General features: G+C 43.0%; 18 protein-coding genes. 8 read left to right on the top strand and 10 right to left on the bottom strand.

The genetic code is table 11. The features are described from left to right. From T426_RS26040 to T426_RS0119040, 5 genes are all read left to right on the top strand, one after another. A partial coding sequence (locus T426_RS26040; RefSeq protein ID WP_027586132.1) for a hypothetical protein occupies positions 1–309 on the top strand: 309 nt, incomplete at its 5' end. 350 nt (positions 310–659) lie between these two features. Continuing rightward, on the top strand, positions 660–1,109 hold the full coding sequence (locus tag T426_RS25320) for a MarR family winged helix-turn-helix transcriptional regulator (RefSeq protein WP_051539193.1): 450 nt from the start codon (positions 660–662) through the stop codon (positions 1,107–1,109). Positions 1,110–1,149: 40 nt separating this feature from the next. After that, positions 1,150–2,337 carry an efflux RND transporter periplasmic adaptor subunit gene (locus tag T426_RS24330; RefSeq protein WP_025866054.1) on the top strand — a complete coding sequence of 396 codons (1,188 nt, stop codon included), beginning with the start codon at positions 1,150–1,152 and terminating at the stop codon, positions 2,335–2,337. A gap of 14 nt (positions 2,338–2,351) precedes the next feature. Further along, complete coding sequence (locus tag T426_RS0119045; RefSeq protein ID WP_025866055.1) at positions 2,352–5,501, top strand: efflux RND transporter permease subunit; 3,150 nt, start codon at positions 2,352–2,354, stop codon at positions 5,499–5,501. Between the two features lie 29 nt (positions 5,502–5,530). Next, entirely contained in the window at positions 5,531–6,919 is a 1,389-nt protein-coding gene (locus T426_RS0119040; protein WP_025866056.1) for an efflux transporter outer membrane subunit, read from the top strand. 88 nt (positions 6,920–7,007) lie between these two features. On the opposite strand, the gene T426_RS0119035 is transcribed toward T426_RS0119040, so the two are convergent. The 7 genes from T426_RS0119035 to T426_RS0119005 all read right to left on the bottom strand — a co-directional run bounded on the left by T426_RS0119035 (position 7,008) and on the right by T426_RS0119005 (position 13,358). Then, positions 7,008–7,523 (bottom strand): DUF6155 family protein, encoded by a 516-nt coding sequence (locus T426_RS0119035; protein ID WP_025866058.1) that lies wholly within the window; start codon positions 7,521–7,523, stop codon positions 7,008–7,010. Continuing rightward, complete coding sequence (locus T426_RS0119030) at positions 7,520–8,200, bottom strand: HAD family hydrolase (protein ID WP_025866059.1); 681 nt, start codon at positions 8,198–8,200, stop codon at positions 7,520–7,522. Before T426_RS0119030 ends, T426_RS0119035 begins: the two co-directional genes overlap by 4 nt. Before the next feature lie 14 nt (positions 8,201–8,214). Beyond that, positions 8,215–9,102, bottom strand: coding sequence for a Nif3-like dinuclear metal center hexameric protein (locus tag T426_RS0119025; protein WP_027586131.1), 888 nt, complete (start codon positions 9,100–9,102; stop codon positions 8,215–8,217). A 122-nt stretch (positions 9,103–9,224) separates the two neighbouring features. Then, positions 9,225–10,148: a DUF4340 domain-containing protein gene (locus tag T426_RS0119020; RefSeq protein WP_025866061.1), complete on the bottom strand. Its 924-nt coding sequence runs from the start codon at positions 10,146–10,148 to the stop codon at positions 9,225–9,227. Further along, entirely contained in the window at positions 10,141–11,655 is a 1,515-nt protein-coding gene (locus T426_RS0119015) for a GldG family protein (protein ID WP_036985052.1), read from the bottom strand. Before T426_RS0119015 ends, T426_RS0119020 begins: the two co-directional genes overlap by 8 nt. Before the next feature lie 11 nt (positions 11,656–11,666). Beyond that, the gene (locus T426_RS0119010; RefSeq protein WP_025866063.1) at positions 11,667–12,389 is read right to left on the bottom strand and encodes an ABC transporter permease subunit; all 723 of its coding nucleotides are present in this window, start codon (positions 12,387–12,389) and stop codon (positions 11,667–11,669) included. Positions 12,390–12,428: 39 nt separating this feature from the next. Further along, positions 12,429–13,358, bottom strand: a complete 930-nt coding sequence (locus T426_RS0119005; RefSeq protein WP_025866064.1) for an ATP-binding cassette domain-containing protein — start codon at positions 13,356–13,358, stop codon at positions 12,429–12,431. Between the two features lie 607 nt (positions 13,359–13,965). On the opposite strand from T426_RS0119005, the gene T426_RS0119000 reads away from it, so the two are divergent. Next, positions 13,966–15,618 carry a BamA/TamA family outer membrane protein gene (locus T426_RS0119000; RefSeq protein ID WP_025866065.1) on the top strand — a complete coding sequence of 551 codons (1,653 nt, stop codon included), beginning with the start codon at positions 13,966–13,968 and terminating at the stop codon, positions 15,616–15,618. Between the two features lie 424 nt (positions 15,619–16,042). On the opposite strand, the gene T426_RS0118995 is transcribed toward T426_RS0119000, so the two are convergent. Continuing rightward, entirely contained in the window at positions 16,043–17,548 is a 1,506-nt protein-coding gene (locus tag T426_RS0118995; RefSeq protein ID WP_025866066.1) for a tetratricopeptide repeat protein, read from the bottom strand. Beyond that, entirely contained in the window at positions 17,538–18,125 is a 588-nt protein-coding gene (locus T426_RS0118990) for an RNA polymerase sigma factor (protein WP_025866067.1), read from the bottom strand. Before T426_RS0118990 ends, T426_RS0118995 begins: the two co-directional genes overlap by 11 nt. A gap of 279 nt (positions 18,126–18,404) precedes the next feature. On the opposite strand from T426_RS0118990, the gene T426_RS0118985 reads away from it, so the two are divergent. Further along, positions 18,405–20,546, top strand: coding sequence for a S9 family peptidase (locus T426_RS0118985; protein ID WP_025866068.1), 2,142 nt, complete (start codon positions 18,405–18,407; stop codon positions 20,544–20,546). A gap of 36 nt (positions 20,547–20,582) precedes the next feature. Here T426_RS0118985 and T426_RS0118980 read toward each other — a convergent pair whose 3' ends face one another. Continuing rightward, complete coding sequence (locus T426_RS0118980; protein ID WP_025866069.1) at positions 20,583–23,468, bottom strand: CHAT domain-containing protein; 2,886 nt, start codon at positions 23,466–23,468, stop codon at positions 20,583–20,585. Between the two features lie 388 nt (positions 23,469–23,856). Here T426_RS0118980 and T426_RS26340 point away from each other — a divergent pair, with 388 nt between their 5' ends. Then, on the top strand, positions 23,857–23,964 hold the full coding sequence (locus T426_RS26340) for a lactococcin family bacteriocin (RefSeq protein WP_153637586.1): 108 nt from the start codon (positions 23,857–23,859) through the stop codon (positions 23,962–23,964). The last annotated feature ends 132 nt before the right edge of the window (positions 23,965–24,096 follow it).

Here is a 24,096-nt window from a genome sequence, read left to right as displayed (position 1 = left end):
CTCACGCTTTTCGCTAAAAACGTGGCGGCAAAGATAAACCCTTTTATCCCGACTTTCCAAATACTTTTCAAGATTTTTTTCGGTGTGATTTTCACTGCTAAAACCCGGCTTTTTTATGCCCCAAACATCTCGCCCTCACGGTTGGACTTCATGACATTCAAAAACCGTTTAAGTGGTCCGCAACATCTCTTCTCATCACCTTCTGAACGCTGCCTCCCTTTCGGAAAGCGGATGCAAAGAAAGCGTATTTTTTCCGTTCCCTCCAAACCTTTTTCTATTCTTTTTTCACGTAAAGATTCAACTGCCTGACCGACTGAATGAAAAAATTGAAAAAAAATATGCCTAAAGCTGCATATTATCTATTTCGAAATATATTCCGAATACAGGATTATCTAAAATTAAACGACGATATCAAATTCTTGATCTAAGTCAATTATACCAATTAATTCAAATAAGAACTTTGTTCTAATATTTCGGTTTATGGGAATGCAACAGGAAACTCAGGCTAATTACGTTTACCATTCCTTGCACCCTTTTATATTAACACACACCAATTTAAGATGTATATGTCCGCATTTAATATTCTAATAACACAATTTAGTTGACTTGGTCAACCATTCCAATCTACCTTTACAGCTTCAAAACATATAGAACACTTTATGTCTACTGAACAACCTCTCTGCCATTTGCTTGGGCAAACAGTACGAATTTATAAGAATAAATTGTTTACCAAGTTTAAGGAGAATGATATCGAAATAACATTTGAACAGTTTGCTATCCTGAATTTATTGTATTCCGGGAAAGACTTTACACAGCAAGATCTGGCTAACCAGATGCAAAAAAATAAATCCATCATTTTACGTCAAATCAATTCATTACTCGATAAAAACTATGTGGAAAGAACCAGAGATGACCAAGACAAACGCAAAAAGACCCTGATTTTAACAAAAAAGGGAATCAGTACATTAAGCCAGACAAGACAACTCGGAAACAAAGTACTGGACGAACTTTTTCTTGGAATCAGCGAAAATGAATTATCAGTCTTCAGGCACGTACTGGAAAAATTAATGGAAAACAGCGAATCACACGACAGCAATTGCCAATGCTAATCGCGATATTCCCAACATATCAGACAGTTAAAAAAGCAAAATGAAAAAAAACAACCAAATCAAGATTCTCAGTTTCATTGTGATACTGGCAACAACCATTTCCTGTTCGAGCTCACAGAAAAAAGGCCAGAGAGGAATGGCGGGCCAAATCAGTGAGTACAAGGTGATGAAAGTGGAACCGCAATCAACAACACTCTATGAAGAATATCCAACCAACCTGCAAGGAATTCAGACAGTTGAAATTCGTCCGAAGATTGCCGGCTATATTCAGGATATTCTGGTGGATGAAGGTTCCTTCGTAAAAAAAGGTCAGGTTCTTTTTCGTATCAACGACAACGATATCCAGGCAACTGTAAGATCAGCGCAGGCTCAGGTAAAAGTTGCTGAAGCTGATATTGTAGCAGCAAAGATCAACCTGGATAAAACCAAACCGCTGGTAGAAAAAGGAATCATTAGCAAGTTCGATCTGGAATCATCCGAATCGACACTGAAAGCGAAAGAGGCACAGCTGGCCCAGGCCAAAGCGAATCTCGCCAATGCTCAGGCCAATCTCCAGTATTCTGTTATTACCAGTCCCACCAACGGGATTATCGGAAACTTTCCGTATCGTGTAGGAAGTCTGGTGAGCAGCAGCATTGCCCAGCCCCTCACAACGGTCTCCAACACGACAGAGATGTACGCTTATTTTTCCATGAATGAAAAGGAGTTTCTCACCATGATAAAGGGCTTGAAGGGGGACAATCTTCAGGCGAAGTTCAGAAGTATGCCCGACGTTTCGCTTATCCTGGCTGATAATTCCGTTTACGGTGAAAAAGGCCGGATACAAACAGCCAGCGGATTGGTCGATCCGCAAACCGGTTCAGTGAATATCAGGGCCACCTTCCCGAATAAAGAAGGAATTCTCCGAAGCGGAGGAAGCGGTTTGGTCCGAATCCCTCAACATGTCGATTCAGTTATCATCGTGCCGCAAAATGCTACCTACGAATTGCAGGGAAAACATTTTATCTACACCGTGGGCGACGGAAATAAGGTACATCCCACCGAAATTGGTGTGTTGGTTGGAAACCTGAAGAACAACTATGTGGTAACAAGCGGACTGAAACCGGGCGATGAAATCGTGATGGAAGGAATTGCTTCGTTGCGAAACGACATGCTCATTAAACCCAAATTAGTAACCGAAAGCGGCTCCGGGAACAAGAAAAATTCGGATAGCCAGGTTAATAATTAAATGCTTAACAAACTATGTTCAGAAGATTCATCGAAAGACCGGTCTTGTCATCGGTCATATCCATCATAATTGTCCTTTTGGGATTACTAAGCATGTTTAGTCTTCCCATTGAGCAATATCCTGATATTGCGCCGCCAACCGTACAGGTGTCTGCTCACTACACCGGAGCCGATGCCGAGACAGTGTTGAAGAGCGTTATCACGCCGCTGGAGGAACAGATCAACGGGGTTGAAAACATGACCTACATGACCTCAACCGCCAGCAATAACGGTTCTGCAACCATCCAGGTCTTTTTTAAACAGGGAACCGATCCCGATTTGGCGGCCATTAACGTTCAAAACCGTGTGGCCCGGGCCACCAGCCTTTTGCCATCGGAGGTTATCCGAGCAGGTGTAATTACGGCAAAACGCCAGAACAGCATGTTGATGGTCTTTTCGCTGTACAGCGATGACGGGAAATATGACGAAACGTTTTTACAAAACTATAGTAAAATTAACCTGCTTCCGCAGATACAACGTGTAAACGGCGTAGGTGAGGCATTGGTTTTCAGCTCAAAAGATTACTCCATGCGTATCTGGCTAAAGCCGGATGTTATGAAAGCTTACGACTTGATGCCGTCAGACGTAGTTGCTGCACTGAACGAACAAAGTCTCGAAGCAGCTCCCGGCCGATTCGGGGAACAAAACGGACAGTCGTTTGAATACGTGCTGAAATACAAAGGTAAATTCACTCAACCATCCCAGTTCGAAAATATTGTCATCAAAGCGGACAAGGATGGAAATGTTTTGCGTTTGAAAGATGTAGCCAAGGTTGAAATGGGCTCTTTAAGCTACTCTACCACCACTTCGGTGATGAATAAACCGGGTATCGCCATGGCCATATTCCAGTCGCCAGGATCAAATGCCCGTGAAACCATCATCAACGCCAAGAAAGTACTTGACGAAGTTTCAAAATCATTCCCTGAAGGAGTGAAATACCACATCATTATTGATGCCAACCGGTTTCTAGACAATTCCATTAGTAAGGTGCTCCACACCCTGCTCGAAGCTTTCATCCTCGTATTCATCGTGGTGTTTGTCTTCCTGCAAAATTTCAGGGCAACGCTTATTCCGGCCATTGCAGTTCCGGTAGCAATTATTGGTACCTTTTTCTTCCTCAATCTATTTGGATTTACCATTAACTTGCTGACACTTTTTGCACTGGTACTGGCCATTGGAATTGTGGTGGACGACGCCATTGTGATTGTAGAGGCGGTGCACGCCAAATTGGAACAGGGGGCAAAGAATGCGCAGGAAGCCGCCATTTCCGCCATGAGCGAAATATCAACCGCTATCATCTCCATCACCCTGGTTATGGCTGCGGTGTTCATCCCGGTAACATTTATTACCGGAACAACAGGTGTTTTCTACCGACAATTCGGGATAACACTGGCCGTGGCGATTGTTCTTTCGGCAGTGAATGCACTAACTTTGAGCCCGGCGCTTTGTGCTGTATTTTTGAAACCGGAAGATGAAAATGCACCATACCGCAAAGGCTTCATGCAACGATTCTACGGTGCCTTCAACTCGTCTTTCGAGGTAATGACTCATAAATATCAGCGTGTCACCAGCTTTTTTCTCCGGAAAAAATGGATTCCAATATCACTGATTCTTGTGTTTTCCGTGGGCTTGTATTTCCTGATAAAAACAACACCAACCGGATTTGTTCCTAAAGAGGACGTAGGAATCATGATGCTCAATGTCAGTCTGCCTCCTGCCTCATCGTTGGAGGAGACAAAGAAAGTGATGGAGAAAGTCGATAACATATTGGCTCACACACCAGAAATTCAGGGACGGGCTATGGTTGTCGGGCGTTCGCTCATTAGTGGCCAGGGAAGTTCTTACGGAATGATATTCTGCGACCTGAAACCTTTTGATGAAAGAAAAGGAAAAGGGCACGACGTCAATAGTGTGATTGGACGTCTTTACGGAGCGACATCACAAATCAAAGATGCCCGTATCATTATTTTCACCCCGCCTATGGTCCCCGGATTTAGTATTTCCGGAGGAGTTGAGTTCCAGCTGGAAGACAGGACCGGTGGTGACATCAAAAAGTTTGAACAGGTTTCACAGCATTTTCTGGGAGCACTTAACCAGCGCCCCGAGATTCAGTATGCCATGACCTCGTTCAACACCAACTTCCCGCAATACGAGGTTGATGTAAATGCCGTTCGGGCCAAACAATCCGGCATATCTGTCAGCAGTATACTGGCAGCATTGCAGGGCTACATCGGTGGATTTTACGCATCTGATTTTAACCGGTTTGGCAAACAATACCGTATCATGGTTCAGGCCAGTCCCAAATACCGGGGAAATCCGGATGACCTGAACAACATCTATGTACGGACCTCTAACGGTGAAATGGCGCCCATTACCGAGTTCATTACGCTAAAAAAAGTGTACGGACCGGAAAACATCTCCCGTTTCAATATGTACACTTCCATCTCGGTGAACAGTGCCCCGCAGTTCGGGTACAGTTCGGGAGATGCTATCGAGGCAGTAAAACAGGTCGCAGCGCAGACATTACCTCCGGGATACGGATACGAATTTTCGGGCCTGACCCGTGAGGAGATCGCCTCCGGAAACCAGTCGGCATTGATCTTTCTGCTCAGTGTGATTTTCGTTTATTTCCTGCTGGCAGCTCAGTACGAGAGCTTCATCACCCCACTCTCCATTCTGTTCTCGTTGCCTATCGGGGTAGCCGGAGCTTTCATATTCGCCCGTATTATGGGAGTGGCCAACAACATCTATCTGCAGATATCACTCATCATGTTGATCGGACTATTGGCCAAGAACGCCATCCTGATTGTGGAATTTGCCCTTCAGCGGCGTCGCCGCGGGGAAACCATCCTGCAATCGGCTATTGAGGGAGCAACAGCCCGTCTTCGTCCGATTCTGATGACCTCCTTCGCGCTTATTTTTGGTCTGATGCCATTAATCATCGGAGGTGGAGTTGGTGCAAATGGAAACCGGTCGATTGGTGTAGGTGCTATCGGTGGTATGCTGGTGGGTACCTTCATCGGCATCCTGGTTATCCCGGCCATGTATGTCATCTTCCAGAATCTTCAGGAGAGAATTAAGAAACCGGAACAAGGTGAGATTTCAGGGCTTAACAGCCTCGAATAATCAACACCTGAAAATTATAGAACTATAATATGAGAAAGACATCATATAAAATCATCATACTAACCATTGGAATGGCGGGACTGCTGCTATCGTGCAACACTTCGCGCCATTTCAACCGCGACAGTGTCGATACGCAGGGAATCTTCGGTTTCGAATCGACCGATTCGGTGACCATGGCCGATACGCCCTGGCGACAACTGTTTACCGATACATTATTGCAGAATTATATTCAGGAAGGCCTAAAAAACAATCTGGATTTACAGATTGCTGTTCAACGGGTGACTGAAGCCGAAGCTTACTTTTCTCAGAGCAAAGCTTCACTTTTTCCTTCTGTTTCGGCAAAAGCGACTGGCAATTATACCCGGAATCCGGAATCCATCTATCCGGACGGGCCTCGTGAAGTAAACAACTATCAACTAGGTGCTGAAGCCAGTTGGGAGGTCGACTTATGGGGAAAGCTCCGCAGCTCGAAACGGGCAGCCTATGCCAATCTACTGGCAAGTGATGCTGGCAGGAAAGCGGTTCAAACCCGTTTGATTGCCAACATTGCTACCGCGTATTATGATCTTGTTGCCCTCGATGCCAAGCTGACTATCACCCGTCAAACGGTGAAAAGCAGCAAAGATTTGGTGGAGACCATGAAAGCGCTGAAAGAAAGCGGGATTGTCACCGGAGCGGCTATTGTGCAAAGCGAAGCGGCCCGTTACGCAGCCGAAGTCATCATACCCGACCTGAATCAACAAATCAGGGAAACGGAAAATGCCATGTCCCTGTTACTGGGACGGACACCCGAAGCCATCAAACGTGATTCGCTACTGGCATTGCCTCAAAAACCGATGATGCGAACCGGCGTTCCTTCACAATTGCTCGATAACCGTCCCGATGTGATGCAAGCCGAATACAGTGTGATGAGCGCTTACGAAATGACCAACAACGCACGGGCCTATTTCTACCCGTCGTTAACATTGACCGCCTCGACAGGTTTTGCGGCCACGGCGCTTGACAAGCTGCTCGATCCGACTTCCTTTGCCGCCAATGTGGTGGGAGGACTCACCGAGCCACTGTTCAACAAACGGGCAAATATCACCCGGTTGAAAGTAGCCAAGGCACAACAGACCGAGGCATTGCTCACCTTGCGAAACACCATACTGAATGCCGGTCAGGAAGTGAATAATGCGCTTTACTCCTACCAAACTTCAGAGCAGAAAATTCAGTTACGTCAGCAACAGCTTGATGCGTTACAGAAATCGGTTTCTTACACTAAACAACTGTTGAACTACGGTTCGGCTACGTACACCGAGGTACTGAACGCACAGCTAAGCTATCTCTCTGCTCAGCTCAACAATGTAAATGACCACCAGCAGCAACTTTACGCGGTCATTTCCCTTTACCGGGCTTTAGGCGGCGGCTGGAAATAATAGAATAACCGATTCATCAAAATAAGAAAAGGACTGTGCGGTAAGCATGGTCCTTTTTTGTTCGAACTATATCGTATTTTTTCTATATCTAAATCGTATACAGCGCCGCCGTCTTTTCAAACGCGGCGCGATTCATCCATCGTTGCTCAACGGCTTCATCGACGATACGATTAATGCGGGGTGCCAACTGAGCAATGAGTCCATGTTCTTCTATAAATAGCAATGCTTCTTCGAACGATTTAAGCATCGCACGATAAAAAGCTTCCTGGGTTACCGGGCGCTCACCGCAAAAAGTCTGAGCCACTTCTATATTGTACAGCATCAGGTCGGCAATCACCGGTGCGTCTACTCCCAACCGGACAAAATTCCGGATATGCTTCTGCGCTACCGAGCGGCGGGTCTTAGGTTTTCTTCCGTTCACCGGAAAATATTCTTTGGAGATTTGCCACTTCGCCTCTTCCAGCAATTTATCCTCGCGAGGATTGAAGGCAAAATCATAAAATGTTTTCACCTCTTTGAAACGGCCATACAAATCGAGAATCTGCTCTTCAAGCTGTTCCTTCGTTAATTCTTTAAGGTATTGTTTTAACTCACGTTTACTCATGAAAACTGTTTATCGGTCATCCACCGGCGGATAGTTTCCGGAGAAACATGGCGGAAATCGGTAATAAAATGATGGGCGGCTGAAATATCGTGTTGTACTGCACCTTCGGGTTGGAAGGCTACGCAGGTCATACCCGCATCGACTGCAGCACGGATGCCGTTCATCGAGTCTTCGAAAACAAGACAACTGACAGGTTCATGCTCTAATTTTTTCGCGGTATAAAGATAAACATCCGGAGCCGGTTTGCTTTTCCCGGCCTGAACAGTAGTAACGACCTCATCGAAGAACGAGCGGATACCACATTGCTCCAGGATAATATCCACGATACCGGGAACAGAAGAAGTCGCTACACCAATTGGAATATTGGCCTCATTCAATCCCATCAGCAATTTTCTCACTCCCGGATTGGGTTGAAGATTTCCGAGGTCATTAAAAAAAGCGACACGAAATTCTTCGTCGTACTGCACCAGCTCCTCCAACGAGGGCTTCAAACCATAACGCTTTTTCAAATCCGACCACATTAAATCGGCTGCCATGCCCAGGTATAGCTGATGGACCTTGTCCGGCACCTCAATATCCAGTTCGGCATATATCAACTCTTCCACTTTGTAGTGCCACGGCTCGCTGTCGACCAGCACGCCATCCATATCAAAAATTACAGCCAATTGATCTACCATCTTGTTTTATCAAATTATTGAGGTGTCCAGTAAGGTTGTTTATTCGGTACAAATTTAATGGGAAGTCCCATAATAAAATCACTGAGCCATTCGGCGCAATATTCCATGCCCGACTGTTCGGAGATCACATGCCCCATCATGATAAATGCCTTATTCCTTCCCTGCTGTGTGGCATCCAGTGCATATTCGGGCGTTTCCCACTCTTGTGCTTCACCACTAATCACCACCTGCACATCGTCCCGATCCAGCAATTGTCGTTGCCTGGCAGGTCCGGGAGCTCCAACAGCCAATCCCACACCAGTGAACCTCATTTCCGGATTACCTACCACCCGAATAACTCCCTGTGGAAATTTTTGTTTTAGCTGCGCTGCAAAATCGTTCAACGTTGTTTCCGGAAACTCGAATACAATGTAGCTGTCACCTTTCCGGTATTTCGCCCATCCAAGCTTTCTGACCATTCCTACATAAATTCCATCGGGATTGGTCCGGTGCCAATGATCGTGAAAACGCCAAACCACCAAGTGATGCTCGTTGATGTATTTCAACTTTTCGAGATAAACCGGATCATCTTTTTGAAAATCGGTTTCATCGAGATGATTATAGAAAAGTGGCTCATGAGCAATAATGAAATTACAGTTTTTCTTTACCGCCTCACGCAGCACATCCATGGTGGCAAACATAGTGGTCACTATGCCCGTGACTTTTTCATCCGGGTTACCGGCTTTAAAGGTATCGACGGTCTCTCCGTCATTCCATGGGCAGGTAACGTGCTGCTTTATCTGTTCAACTACGTCACGACAGGTAAGGGAATCGTTATTCTTTACCAGCTCCGAGGCTCTTGCCGAAATGATTCCCATAACCATCACAAGCAATAAAAGAGGGAGGGACAATATTCTTTTCATCGTTATATCAGGTAGTTTTTCGTTAGCAAGGTAGTAAAATCCGTTTCCGGGAAAAAGAAAAGAGAGCGGTTAAACTCTCTCTTCCCTTGCATTAAAATGTATAAAGGTTCATCAAAAAAAAATCAAGGTTTAAAATAACTTTCCGGCACAAATACGGTTTCGTATGCTTTCTTGTCATTAAATAATGCCGATGGATTTTGGGATGAGTTAATCAACTCCTCTTTCCCCTCCTGATAAGCCGTAACCGTCACAATGGGTTGTTCATCTTTCCGGGTAATATCGAGCGTTGCCATCGGCGCCGAATTTACATCACTCTTTTCCGCGAAAGCGGTACCTTTCAGATTACCGAGTTTTTGCAGATACCCTGCAACTTTAGCTGAGTCGGCAGGTGCTCCATTCACTCTCCACTTGCCATCTTTGTTTTCCAATGTGAACGATTTTCCATCGGCATACGAGAAGGCCAGCTTTTTCATATCGCTGGTAACCATGTGCACCATCCGATGGTCGCGATATTCATCGACCTTCCGGTTGAAAAGCATGGGCAAATAACCTTCCACTGCATACACGTCATCTCCCGGAACCAAGCGGACATATGTCGTCAGGTTGTGCGGTTTGGAGTAAGCAAATTTCCCAAGAACCAAGTCCGTCAACTTTTCCTTTCCATTGTAAACCACAACGTGAATTCCCGACGAATCAGTCACACCATACTCACCAAACTTTTTCTCAGACGAAGAGACCAGGCTACGCGCCTTCAGTTGGTTTATTGCCGAAAGCATCCGCACCATAACATTGTCATCAGCTTTCAAAATCTTCCCGCCAAGGACGATGTTCCAATGATTGTTATTTTTCTCGAAGCGCAACATCGCTCCTTCCCCTTTTTTCGGAGTCAGTTCAATAGCGGTTACTTTATCGGTTGAAAACCGGGTCAGGTCACTATTAAATGTCCGGTCACCTTTCCGGTTATCTTCAATCTTTACCAATACAACCGCCACCAAAAGCACAGCAAACGCTACGGCGAGTGAGCGTATTCCGATTCTCCTAAACATAGTCGTCCTCCATTCTTTTGATACGAATCCACCGTTTCCGCTGTGCGCGGAATACACCGTAAATAATGATGAGTAAAATGGGTAACAGGAAGTTGAAATATTTCAGGAACGATTTCTTTCCAGCTTCGATCTTCGCCAATGGCCGCGATGAAATTCCCTTGGTCCGAAGGTCAATCAAACCGGTATCATCCGACAGCCAGTCTACCGCATTCACAAAAAAGTTAATGTTATCGGCTGGTAGCTGTCGGGCCGACTGCCCAGATCCATTCACCGCAAAATCGCCATCCGAAATAACAATCATGCGGGCATTGGCCGGGCCATCTATTTTTCCTTCCAGCAAACCTGCCACCAACTCGTTGGCTAACGGAAAATCCTTATCCGTCCAGTGATGCTGGATATCAAAATAAACCGGCGTATGTTGTTTTCCCGACATCCGGGATGTTTTCGCCAATGGAAGGAATGTTAATGTTGAATCGCCTGTATATTTTATTGGGCTGGCAAACTGCAGGGAAACTGCTTCCAGTCCTTTCGTCACCGGATGATTGGAAAAAGTGGTAATAATGGGCAGGTACGGGAACTGCAACTGCGTAGAGAAACTAAATAGTCCCGATTGCTGACGAAGGGAAATCGTCGAACAACTTGCATCTGTCACAAAACTGGGCTCCACCTGAATTCCTTTATTCGCCAACCAGGTTTCCAATCCTGTATTGATGGCAACTCCCCTCGAACGTTCCAACTGTCCGTTTACCCTATCGAAGGCGACCAACAAATTACCTCCCTGGGCCAGGTAGTTGTCGAGTAATTTTAGTTGCTCAGGTGGGAAACTATCTTTGGGAGCATCGAGAATCAATGTTTTGTATTTTCCCAAATAAACCGAATCGTTCAGCATTACGTCCCTAACATTGTACAGTACATTCAATTCCTGCATTACCTGTGGAAATTCAAACTTGGCTGGCTCGCCATTTCCCTGAATCAGACCAATCTCTGGCTTGTCCTTCACCGTAAGTTTCCGAATGGCTGACGCCAGCGCATATTCCATTCCTGAACCCGGCTGTAAAAATGGTATTACTTCAGTTTTGTCATCATAGTGAACTACGGCACCGAGAAATGCTTTCTTCTGCACCGCCTGGTCTTTTTCCCGGACATTAATAACAACAGGTTGAATGCCTGCGTCAACAGCTTGCTGTTCGGTGTCGGGATTATCGCCGGGAGAAATGAACTCGTAATTCACCTTTCCGTGCGAAACGCTATGAAACTCCTGAAGGAGATTCTTAAATTCGGTGCGTACACGACTGATATCCGGTGGCAAGTCTTCCGAAAAATAAGCCGTAACCGTAACCGGATCGTCCAGGTGATTGATGATGTGATGTGTGGCATCGCTCAGGGTGTAACGCTGATCATCCGTGAAATCGATCCGGAAGAAAAAACGATTGGCCAAAATATTCAATAGAATCAGCACACCACCCAACAAAAGAAAATAGGGTAATAGTAGTTTTTTGCTCTTCATGATACGCTTTTTCAATTCAGATTACGCTTTGCCAGAGATGCCTCGGAACCCATTAGTCCCATAATCACTATGGAAAGGAAATAGATGATATCTCTCGAATCGATAACACCGCGGGAAATCGCACTAAAATGAGTCGACATACTCAGATAATCGAATACCGAGCCCGCCTCACCGGTCAGCGATGACGCAAGAATACCGAAAATGACATGGAAGAAAATACCGATGATTAGCGCCATCAGGAAAGCGACAATCTGATTATTCGTAACACTACTGGCAAATAAGCCGATGCTGATGTAGGCCGAACTCATCAATATTAGTCCAACGTATCCAAGAATGACCGCACCCTGATCGATAGGGCCGAGGCTCCAAACCGTAAAATAATACGGGAATGTGAGCAACAGGGCAATGACAATCAGAATAAGTGTGGAGAGAAATTTGCCAACAACAATTTGCCAATCGGAAATCGGCTTTGTCAGTAACATTTCCAACGTACCGGTCTTTCTCTCTTCGGCTAATTGTCGCATGGTGAGCGCCGGAATAAAGAAAAAGAGTGTCCAGTAAGCAATGCTGAAGAACGATTGCAAACTTGCCTGCCCGATAAAAAACACATCATTCCCCGATATCCAGGTAAAGAATCCGCTGAATCCCAGAAATGCCACCAACATAATATAAGCTGTCAGCGAATCGAAGAATGATTGCAGTTCTCTCCTGGCAATGGTCCATATTTTAGTCATCGTGCCATTTTTTTGAATTCATCTTACTTTTCATGTCAACTAATTCATTGTCACCTCGCGGAAAATATCCTCCAGTCGGGTTTCAACCGGAGTTAATTCTTCGATGTACCAATTGCTTTGCGCACACATATCGAAAATTGAACGCGCTGAGTTTTCGTTTTCATGACTGTGGACTTCAAAGTATCCTGGTGAATTTTCCATTATGGCTACAGAACGAATCGTATCAATGTCTTCCAATGCTATGAAAATATCTTCCGGTTCTCCACCGCTGATCTTTACCTTGAGTATTTCGTCGCCATGAGCCCGCATACGGAGTTCGGACGGAGTACCATTTGCCACAATACGACCATTATTAATAATGAGAATCCGATCGCAGGTGGCTTCCACTTCGGCCAGAATATGAGAACTGAGGATAACTGTCTTTTCCTTTCCGATTTTTCGAATCAAATCACGAATCTCAGCAATCTGGTTTGGGTCGAGCCCCGTGGTTGGTTCATCCAGAATGAGCACCTCCGGATCGTGAATTAATGCCTGAGCCAGACCGACCCGCTGCTTGTACCCTTTCGAAAGCTCACGAATATTCTTATATTTTTCGCCGGCAAGGCCGCAAACTTTAATCATTTCACGAATTCGCCCGGGAATTTCCTCTTTCGGTACACCATGCAGTTCCGCAACAAAAGCGAGATAATCAATCACCTGCATTTCCTGGTAAAGCGGATTATTCTCCGGCAAATAACCAATCAGGCTTTTCACCTTTTCAGGATTCTCTTTAACCGACAATCCGCCAACGGTGATGTCTCCCTCATTGGCCGCCAAAAAACAGGAAATCGCTTTCATCGTAGTCGTTTTTCCGGCACCGTTGGGCCCCAAAAAACCAAGCACCTCACCCGTATTCACCTTAAACGAGATGTTGTCGACCGCTTTTTGCGCACCATATAATTTGGTCACCTTTTCAACGATAATATCCATAACTTGACGCAGTATTTAAAACTTGCAAATCCGAAATTATAAAATTTCGATACCTGAAAAACATAACGTAACTTGGTTTAACAATATTTAACAGCACTTAAAACAAGGGTTTCAGAGGAGTGTTGTAGATTAGATATTGCCAGTTAACCTATCGGCCCCATAGAAATTGACAACATGTTATGCCAAATATCGCCACAAACAAATCTTTCGGTTTGGAGCAACAGTCATCATTACGATATTGATGACACTCCAGGCTGCACTTGCCTTCGCACCTAATAATGGCACGAACATATTAACTACAACAAATCAATCACCATCAAATTCGTTAATAATCAATAAAAAGTTAAAAATTTACCGAAGAGATTCCCTTGAGGGGAAGAACCTGGACACGCGGTTTGACCAGTTAAGATTAACGCCTGATACGCTAAATACACCGCTCCCCATAAAAACAAGTAAAAAAATTGAGCATCGCACAAACGGGCAAACTGAGCAGTCTGGTGCAAACGGTCGTGACAGCATATCGTCATCATTCCAAACAAAAGCATTTTATGATTCACTCAGAGTACGAGCAGAAAGAAGTTTCTGGGCCCGGTACCTATATGGATGGATGATAGCATCGCCACAAACAGCCAAATCGCAAATTGAAGTAAACAGTGAGCAGTACTTTAAGCCATTTGCCGGTAAACGAATCGGGAGAATACGTATTCAACAACTCGATGTATTCGGGCCATCGTTGCAGGATACAACAATTGTTCTCGATAATTGGCTCGCAAAAGTCGGTAATGGCATTCATGTAAAAACCCGCGACGGGGTGTTACGAAAGAACTTGTTGTTTAAAACGGGTGACATTGTTGACCCGAGAACAATGGCTGAAAACGAAAAGCTTATTCGTGATCTTCCATACATTAAAGATGTGTCCATCATTCTGATTCCCGACCAATTGAATTCTCAAATAGTCGATGTTCTCATTGTTACCAAGGACAATTTCTCCTGGGGATTTCTTATGAATATCAATGGCACCAAATCGGCGAGGTTCGATTTGTTTAACCAGAATATGTTCGGTCTGGGACATGAATTCTCCATCGGCACCGTTTATCATTCTCATGAATATCCGACCATTGGGTTTCGTGTTTTTTACGGTGTCAACAACATAGGAGGAAAATTCATTAATGGTGCATTTCGAATAGAAGATACTTACCAGAAAAATGCTGTCTCGGCGATGCTGGGAAAGCGTTTTCTGACCACAAAAACAAAAAATGCAGGGGGGCTTTCCTTCGATCGGGTATTCCGTTACGACTACTTGAGCGACGACAAAATCCTGAGACTGGACACGACTGTCAGTTTCCTTAATTTGGATGCCTGGTATGGACACGCCTTTGTTCGCAAAGCGGAAAAACAAGCTGCTGGTCATTTCATTGTCGCTGGACGTTTTTTTAGTCAGAAATTTTTCGAGCGTCCAACGGTATCTCAACAAAGCAATCAACTTTTTCATAATCACCGGATAGCTTTGGCATCGATAGCATACAGTAAACGATTTCTGCAAAAGAACAACCTGGTTTATGGATACGGAATAACAGAAGACATTCCGTATGGCGATTACCTCGAATTGACATCAGGGTATGATTTCGGAGAGTTCTACAATCGCACGTACCTGCACCTTTACTATTCAAAAGGGATGATCTTACCCAACTACAGCTATTTACGCTTTGGTTTGGGAGCGGGAAGTTTTCTCCACCATAATCGTCTTGAACAAGGCACGATACTGGGCGAAGGAAATTTCTTTTCACGATTGTATAACGTCAATGGTCACCAATTCAGGCAGTTTATCAACATCCGGTACATCATGGGATTAAACCACTTTGATCGGGAGTATCTTACCCTAAATAATGAATGGGGAATTCGTGGTTTCAAAACTCAAATGGTAAGAGGAACGCAAAAACTCACTCTAAATATGGAAGCAGTAACTTTTCTCCGTTCACAGTTCTATGGTTTTCGTTTTGCGCAATACTTCTTTTCTGATTTCGGTTTTATTGGGGACGATTCAAAATTCATTTTAGACCAGGATTTTTATACTGGCGTCGGACTGGGTTTTCGCATCCGTAACGAATCTCTTGTTATAAATACCTTCGAATTTCGGTTGGCGTGGTTCCCCATTACTCCTCCCGACATGCGACCGTGGACATTCAGAGCGCTTGGGCAACCTAAGTCAGAATTTAATGATTTTCTCGGGCGTCGGCCGGAAATATTACCCTACCATTAATTCAAACAAAGAGCAAAACAACAATCAACTTAGCAGGTAGGCATAAAAAAGCCCGGTTGGGAACCGGGCTGAACCTGTTAAAATCTCCTCAATATGTAATAGATAGTTGTAATGTGCAAAGGAAAGTATCCATAATCGACATGTATTATCGACTTGCAAGGAACGGTATGAAACATGAGTAAATTATGGATACAAGGATTGTAAACTTACGTTTACTAAGGAACATAATTTGAATAACCTTAAAAGATTAGTAAGAACGCAGTGTTGTTTAACCTAAGAAATAAAAGTGTTGTGTTGTTTAACCAAAATTCTAAAAACCTATTTAAAACCCTGTTGTAATATTTTTTAAACTGATTGTTTTTCGATGATAAATTCCTTTCGGAAGAGTGGGAGAAAAGAACTCCCAGCTCTTTGATTTATTTTTCTAATCAAGTTTCTTGATAATATCCGTTGCTTTGGAGGCATAGTATCCGTCACTGGATGCAATTTGCCTGAATACTTTAAGCGCTTCGTCCTTGTCTTCTCGTTGCAGGTAACATAGTCCGATATACCACTGAGCCTGTTCGGTGAAGAGGTTATCGTTATGCTTCACAACTTTTGCATAGGATTGAATTGCTTTTGCGTACTCCTTTTCTTCCTGGTAAGCAACGCCTACATAGAAGTTGGCTGCCGGATTATTGTCGTTATCAGCCAGTACCTGATTGAACAGCTTCAATGCATCGTCATAATTCGACTGATTAAACTTTTTCAAAGCATCGGTCATCAGGTTATCTGTTGAATTATCGGCCGACCGGAATATTCCCACTTTATAAGTTTGATAGTAATCGCGGTAGATTTCCTGGTTGGAATACGATTGATTCCTTACAAAACTGGCGATTCCGAGAATGAGCACGATAGACGCTGCGACCGTGTACCACAATATTCGTTGTGTTTTGGGTGGTCGAATTCCCCGAACCTCACGGTTTTTCTCATTTTCTTCAGCTTTCCTGATATTTTGCAGCGAAGCACGAAGCTCCATCACATCTTTCTCGCCAATAGCTTCATCCACTTCGCGGAAGAGTTTCACATCTGCTACCAGATCCGGATTCATGGCCATTTCATCCTCGAATGAGGCAAGACCTGCATCGTCCATTTCGTCAGACAGGAAGTTCTCAATTTCCTCGTATTGACGGGCATGTGAACTTTCGTTTTCACTGATAATGTTCAGCGCTGCGCGAAGTTCCATGACATCTTCTTCGCCAATGGCTTCATTGACTTCGTGAAACAGTTGAATATCGTTAGCCAAATCCAGATTACTTTCAGCATCCAGTTCAATGGCTTCCATTTCCTTATCGGAGAGATCTCCGGAAACGTATTCTTCAATTTCTTCGACAGTCCGGTTATGGGCTGGCATGTGTTTGGCTATTGTTTGTATATTAGCCCTCAGCTCCATAATATCTTTTTCCATAACGGCATCCTGAATTTCCTGGAAGAGCAACTCGTCTGCTTCCGTTAATTCGCCGGATTCGTTATCACTAACCGGTTCTATTTCGTCTTTATAAACTTGATGAACAGTTTCTTTGGAGGCTTTCTTGTGGTTCTGCAAATGCAGTTTCTGGAGAGAGTTACTGTAGGAATTAAGTTCCTCGTCATCCAAATCGAGGTCTGAAATGTCTTCGATTTCTTCAGCCAGTCCGAAGTAGGCTTCTGAAATTTCCGGGGAGAAGGTTTCGTTTAAATCGAAGGAGTTAGAAATGTCTTGCAGATTACCTCTCAGTTCCATCACGTCTTTTTCGCTCATTGCCTCTTCGATCTCCTGGCTCAGCTTGAGGATCTCAGCCAGTTCAGGATCGTCGACCAGACGCGTCCGGAACGCATTGAGTTGGTCTCCCGTCAATTCACCACCCAGGTACATCTCGACCAACTCATATTTATTTATTTCAGGTATCATCTTCAATCAGTTTTTTATAATTCAAATCCTGCTTGATGCTCGTGACCAAGTACTCCTTACACTTAAACTTGCGTTTTTTGGCGTACTTCTCACTCTTATATCCCATCATCTGGGAAATTTGCCGCAACGGTATTTTATCAAAGAATAGCTGTAACAGCTTTTGACAGTCGGATCCAAGCATTTGAAAATGCTTCTGATACAACCGGTACCGTTCGTTCTTGTCAGCAACTTCTACGAGATTATAGTCGTATTCCTCATCTGATAGGCCAGCGTTATCAAACGCCATATCCCTTTCAGCTTTCTTCTTATTCAGATGTTTAAGCCAAAGGATTTTGCATACCGAATAGAGGTACGTTTCGAAAGAAGCATTGTTTAAAACCAGGTCACTGGCTTTAAGCTTACGGTATATGACGATGATGGCCTCTTGAAAAATATCACTGGCATCTTCATCATTACCACTGTTCTTCTTCACGTAGAAGTTAACCTTGTAGTAGAAGTTCTTGTAAATGTATTGCAGGATTACATTGTCGTTCCTCAGAATTCCATTCAGGAGTTCTTCGTTCGTGTAATTTATCATTTTCAATAGTTAATACGTTTTCAACTCAAAAGGTAACCCGGTAAATCGATTTTTTTTCAATTTTTTTTCGTTTCCCTTGAAAAATAAGCCAAAAGAGACGATAAAAAATAGGAAGATTTAGTTCTCTCAGTTCATGCTTACAACAATTTTAGATAAAAAAATCCAATATACAAACAGACAAACCGGGACCCAGTCAATGTAAAAACGGAACTTTCTCTATTTTTATGTCCCAAAATGAAAATTTTTATTCATCACATATACATGTAAAAAAGACAACTGATGCACAAAACATTAAAACTTCTTGTGGTATTTCTATTTATTGGAACCACTGCTCTTGCGCAAACAAAGGAATTAACGCTCAAGGATGCCATTTGGGGCAGATACCGCGAATACAATCCGGCACAACTTCATCAACTCTCATGGGTGAAAAATGGTAAAGACACTTATTCATATGTTGAAAAACATATGTTAATTGGGAAAAATATCAAAGGAAAAGAAGTTGAATATACTTCAACAATCCAAATTAACAACGCTTTAAGAGATGCCGGCCAGGATACATTGAAGCATTTTCCCGCCATCACCTGGATAAATCCCGATGAAATACGGTTCACAAACGATAATCATTTCAACCTGTATCAACTCAAAACACAGAAGATTGCCCAATCGATTTCCGTCAAATCTGACGGGAAGTTTGCTGATTTCAACTCTGATTCACGAAAAGTGGCCTTCACGGTAGATAATAACTTATGGGTTGCCGATGAAAATGGGATGAAAGCAGTAACTACCGACCAAAACCCCGGAATCGTCAATGGTCAATATGTTCACCGACGTGAATTCGGGATTACCAAAGGGACATTCTGGTCACCCAAAGGCGATTTACTGGCTTTCTACCGCAAGGATGAAACCATGGTGCGCGATTATCCCATCGTCGATTTTATGACAAGGGAAGCTGAGTTAAAGTCAGTAAAATACCCGATGGCAGGAATGAAAAGTCACCATGTAACTGTCGGTATCTACAATTGCAAAACACAAAAAACGGTCTTCCTGAAAACGGGAAAGCCGTTGGATCATTATCTTACCAACATCAGTTGGGGACCGGCAGAGAAGTACATTTACATTGCTGAGCTGAACCGGGATCAGGACCACATGAAACTTAACCAATACAATGCGGTCACCGGTGAGTTTGTGAAAACGCTTTACGAAGAAACCAGCGACACATATGTTGAGCCTCTTCACCCTATTGTATTCTCAAAAACAAATCCCAATCATTTCTATCGCTGGAGCAGAAAAGATGGTTATTTTCATGTTTACCTGTACGATACGTCGGGGGAAATGTTGAAAGAAATTACGAAAGGTCCATGGGAAATAACAGATATCCTGGGATTTGATCCAGCTGAGAAATATATGTATTTCGTTTCTACGAAAGTGAGTCCGATCGACCGAAATATATACAAAGTACAGCTCAGCAACGGGAAAATAACCCGGCTTGACAACGCTGATGGAACACACCAGGCTTTGTTGAGTGAAGATGGAAAATACCTGCTCGATACGTATCAAAGCAAAAATGTACCAAGGGTAACCAACCTCATTACGAATAAAGGAAAAGTGGTTCGCAACCTCTTGACTGCTGCCAACACCTTAAAAGATTTCCGTTTTGGCAAAAACAGCATCTTTACCATCAAAGCCGCAGACGGAAAAACCGATTTGTATTGCCGGATGATACTACCAGCCGATTTTGATTCCACAAAAAAATATCCGGTTATTGTTTATGTGTATGGTGGTCCGCACGCTCAGCTCGTCAGAAATACCTGGCACAACAACGCCCGATTCTGGCAATATTATATGGCGCAAAAAGGCTACATCGCCTTCACAGTCGATAACAGAGGCTCAGATAACAGGGGCGCGGCATTTGAAAATGTGATCCATCGTCATTTGGGAATTAACGAGACTGCGGATCAAATGAAAGGTATCGACTATTTGGAATCACTTCCCTATGTCGATAAAAACAGAATTGGAGTACATGGCTGGAGTTTTGGCGGTTTCATGACGCTGAATCTGATGCTACGTCATCCTGAAGTTTTCAAAGTAGGCGTTGCCGGCGGTCCGGTAGTAGACTGGAAAATGTATGAAGTAATGTACGGCGAACGCTACATGGACACTCCTCAGGAAAATCCGGAAGGATACAAAGAGAGTAACATGTTGAATCACGTTTCTTCTCTGAAAGGAAAGCTAATGCTGATTCATGGAGCAGAAGACCAAACCGTTGTGATGCAACAAAGCATGAAATTCCTGCGGGAGTGCATCAAACAACAGAAACAGGTTGATTTCTTTGTGTATCCAACGTCAGTGCACAATGTCCACGGAATTGACCGGGTTCATCTGATGAGAAAGGTTAGTGATTACTTTTTGGAAAATCTTTAATAAATAAAAAGCCCCGTCTACAATGCGGGGCTTTTTTTATCGTTTCATTCTTCTTTTTCTTCGGCGCTCAACCCAAAAACGTTCTCCTATCACAACAAATAACAACACAATAATCAATCCGATGAAATAGGGAACTTTGGTGCTAAATAATGGTGTCTGATCACCAATCAACACGTATCCTAACCAATAATACGGGTGAGCTTTTAATGGATCGGCATTGGCCAAATGATCGAGCTTCGCCTTACGCAAAGCCTCATCCTTCGAGTATCCTTTCAATAAATACTTATAGAAATTAATCATCAGCTTCGCGCTGGAAACATCCTCTACATTCCAGAGTGTCATAACAATACTCGGACAACCGGCATATAAAAATCCGCGGGCCAGACTGACAACACCCTCCCCTTTCCGCAGCTTACCAGAACCGGTATTACAGGCACTCAAAACAGCCAACCGCGCTTTCAGCTTCATATTGTAAACCTCGTATGTATTCAGCCATCCATCATTAATACTGTCATTCTCCGGCGAGAACACCAGCTTGGAATACATAGGCAAACTGTCGTTCAAAATCGTATGCATAGCTAAATGCAGAATATCATAATTACCTGCATCCTTTTTAAAATTGCTCTCTGTTGCCTTATTATTATCAAACACATCACCGGAAATTAATTTAGTAATGCCTTCCACTTCTTCCTTCGCTCCGGGTAATGGTGATAAGTTTTCCCGAACGCCATCCCGGATGGCATTAATATCAACAGTAGCTCCCTTGGAATAATCCGGTGCAAAAGCAATTAAATTGCGAGGTGCCGTGGCATCACTTTTAAAATATTGATACAGTAAAGTTGCTGAATAGGAATAAGAAATGGGATAATCCTTAATCAGGTAGTGCAGCTTACGAAAATCCATGTGGGTTGTATCTGGCATAGCGCTAATCATCCCATCAAATGGGAGGTAAGCAAGTTTATTGTCCGGAATAAAAATCAGCCGGTAACCTTGTATCTCCCTTGCAAAGGGCTCAACCAAAAGTTTGTACAAACTGTAAGCCGACCGGGCATATTCACTATACGTTTTTCGGTTCGTATTCAGAACATCCGGATTCCGCAGGAAGCCAAGAAATGCATTAATTTCTTTGTTGTAATTGTCATTGAGCACCTGCCGCTTTACCTCACATTTCTGACTGGTAACAAAGAAGGTTATCAACTCTCCCGGCTTCCCGTTTTCAGGCTCATTCACCGCATACTCAATCAACGCATCGCGGTGCTTCAGGTAATTCTGAAGTTTTTTTACGGTTACTACATCATCCGAATATTTCAGGTTGTAGTAGTTCGGATAATTTTGCTCAAACAGATGGATCAGGTCCGAATAATTCTGTTCCAACTCATAAACCTTCGACTGCCAACGTCCCAGCTTCGTAGAGTCAGGCTTGTCCTTGTTATTCTCATTGAAAATAAATGCCTTGTAAGCAGAAATCTCACTCTTTAGCGTCTCCTCCTGGTTACGCAAGGAATCCGGAATTCCGCCAAATTTTTGCGCTTTCAAATCTCGCAAAGCCGATAAAAACGTAGCTGATTTGCCTCTTTCCGAAACTTGAAATGCCTGTTCCAGGTAATGGCGTTCACCCGTCTTTTCATAAAGTTTGGTGGCAACATCCACCGTCTCAAAATACGTTGCCTGTTCATTCTCAGCAAGAGCCAGCTTACTATCCTGATTCAAATAGCCATTCCGCAAAAGATGAATAACATCAATCGCTTTTTCATAAGTACTCAATGAATTTTTAAGATACTTCAACGCAGTTTCCTTCTCTCCAGAATTAGTCTCTACTTCCGCCAGTTGGCGCAAAGCATCTGCCTTACGCTTCAATATCTCCAACATCTGGCTGTTACTGAATGAATTCTGTACATCCGGATTTTTCGTCCAATCTTTTTCATTAAAATCAGGAGAAATCGCGATTAATGCCTGTTGGAAATAATCTAACGATTTCAAAAGCATAGCTCTCTTTTCCACTAAAAATCTACTGATATCACTAGCTTTAGCAGACTTCCCCATATAAACCATGCCCATATTTACCAGAATGGCTGGAGAGGCTCCATTTTTTTGACCAAACTTCTCGTTTGCCAATTTTAACGACTTATTAAAATAAGGAAAAGCTTTGTCATAATCTTCAGAATTCAGATAGCACATACCGATATTGGTCAATATATTCTCTTGGTGGTAAAAATTCTCTCCAAGATTGCTTTTCCCATATTCTAAAGCAGAAAAAAGACTTTTAAGCGCATCGGAGTAATTGTCCATTCTAAGATTAATGAACCCAACCGATTCGTAATAACTAAGTACCGCATATACATTGTCACTGCCCGCTTTAAGCTCAGAAGCCACATTAAAAGCATCATTAAATCTTCTTAACTGTGTGTAGGCAGTCGTAAGATTCAGCAATAGGGTCAAATAGGCAGGACTGTTTATTTGTTCGGTTTTTTCAAAAATACTCTTTGAATTTTCCAGGTAGGTCAACGCTGTATTAAAATCACCATTTTGAATGTACAAAAAACCTATATTAATATAGAGCGTGGCCAGGTTAGGCAAGGCGCTTTCACCTAATTCTTGATATATTTTTTCCGCTTTGGAATAATAATCAATAGCTTCTTTTTCTCGACCAACCTGTTTCAAAATTATTCCAATATTAGAATACACATTGGCCACCTCCTTAGACATTTTACCGTACTGTTCCTCTCTATCTTGAACTGCAAGTTTAAACTGAGCCAATGCGTCCTCAAAATTGAAGTTACGAAATTCACTCACTCCCTCTGAATAATGATCTTCCTGTTGATTTGAATCAACCTCTCCCCATGTAGGAATAGAAAGAAGTATCAGACTCACTAAAATGAGGATCCTACCATTCAGATGAAAAAACAGATTACTAAGTCTCATAGACTTCAAAAATAAAGTAATAACAACAAAAATAGCTTTTATTCTCGAAAACCACACGACACATACCACATTGACTTATTAACACTTAGGTGTTGACTATTATTTTTTTTTGAATTTTTTATGATTTAGTGGGTAACCTTTTTCGCTTTTCCGGTATTAACAAATGCAAGGAAACAAATAAGGAACATGTTTAACCATTAAAAGCATTTGTTATGAATTCTCTCAATTTGGAAATTTTGTCTACAGAAGAATTGTCAACCGCTAAAGGTGGTCAAGTAGGTATTGCATTACCTCCTGGTGGCACAGTTCTGCAGTAAGCAGTAACATTATCTAATTTGTATTTTATTTAAACCTATAGTTGTTGTTTAACCATTTAATAAACTCTGTTATGAAATCTATCTCAACCTTCGAAATTCTCTCTAACGAAGAATTATCAACTGTAAAAGGCGGACAAGTAGGTATTGCACTAAGTCCAGCTGGAACAGTATTGCAATAAGCTAAAACAGCCAAACTGTATTAAACTGAAAAGATATTAATCGTATTGCCTCGATGGATACATTGAACTAGTGTATTTATCATTTTCAAAGCGTTCTTTACAGTTCTTGTAATATCCTGGCAATAGAATTCA

This window comes from Prolixibacter bellariivorans ATCC BAA-1284, from assembly GCF_000621705.1.
Classification (GTDB): Bacteria; Bacteroidota; Bacteroidia; order Bacteroidales; family Prolixibacteraceae; genus Prolixibacter; species Prolixibacter bellariivorans.
The sequence above is the reverse complement of the archived record's forward strand: the minus strand, read 5'-3'. Positions and strand labels throughout refer to the sequence as shown.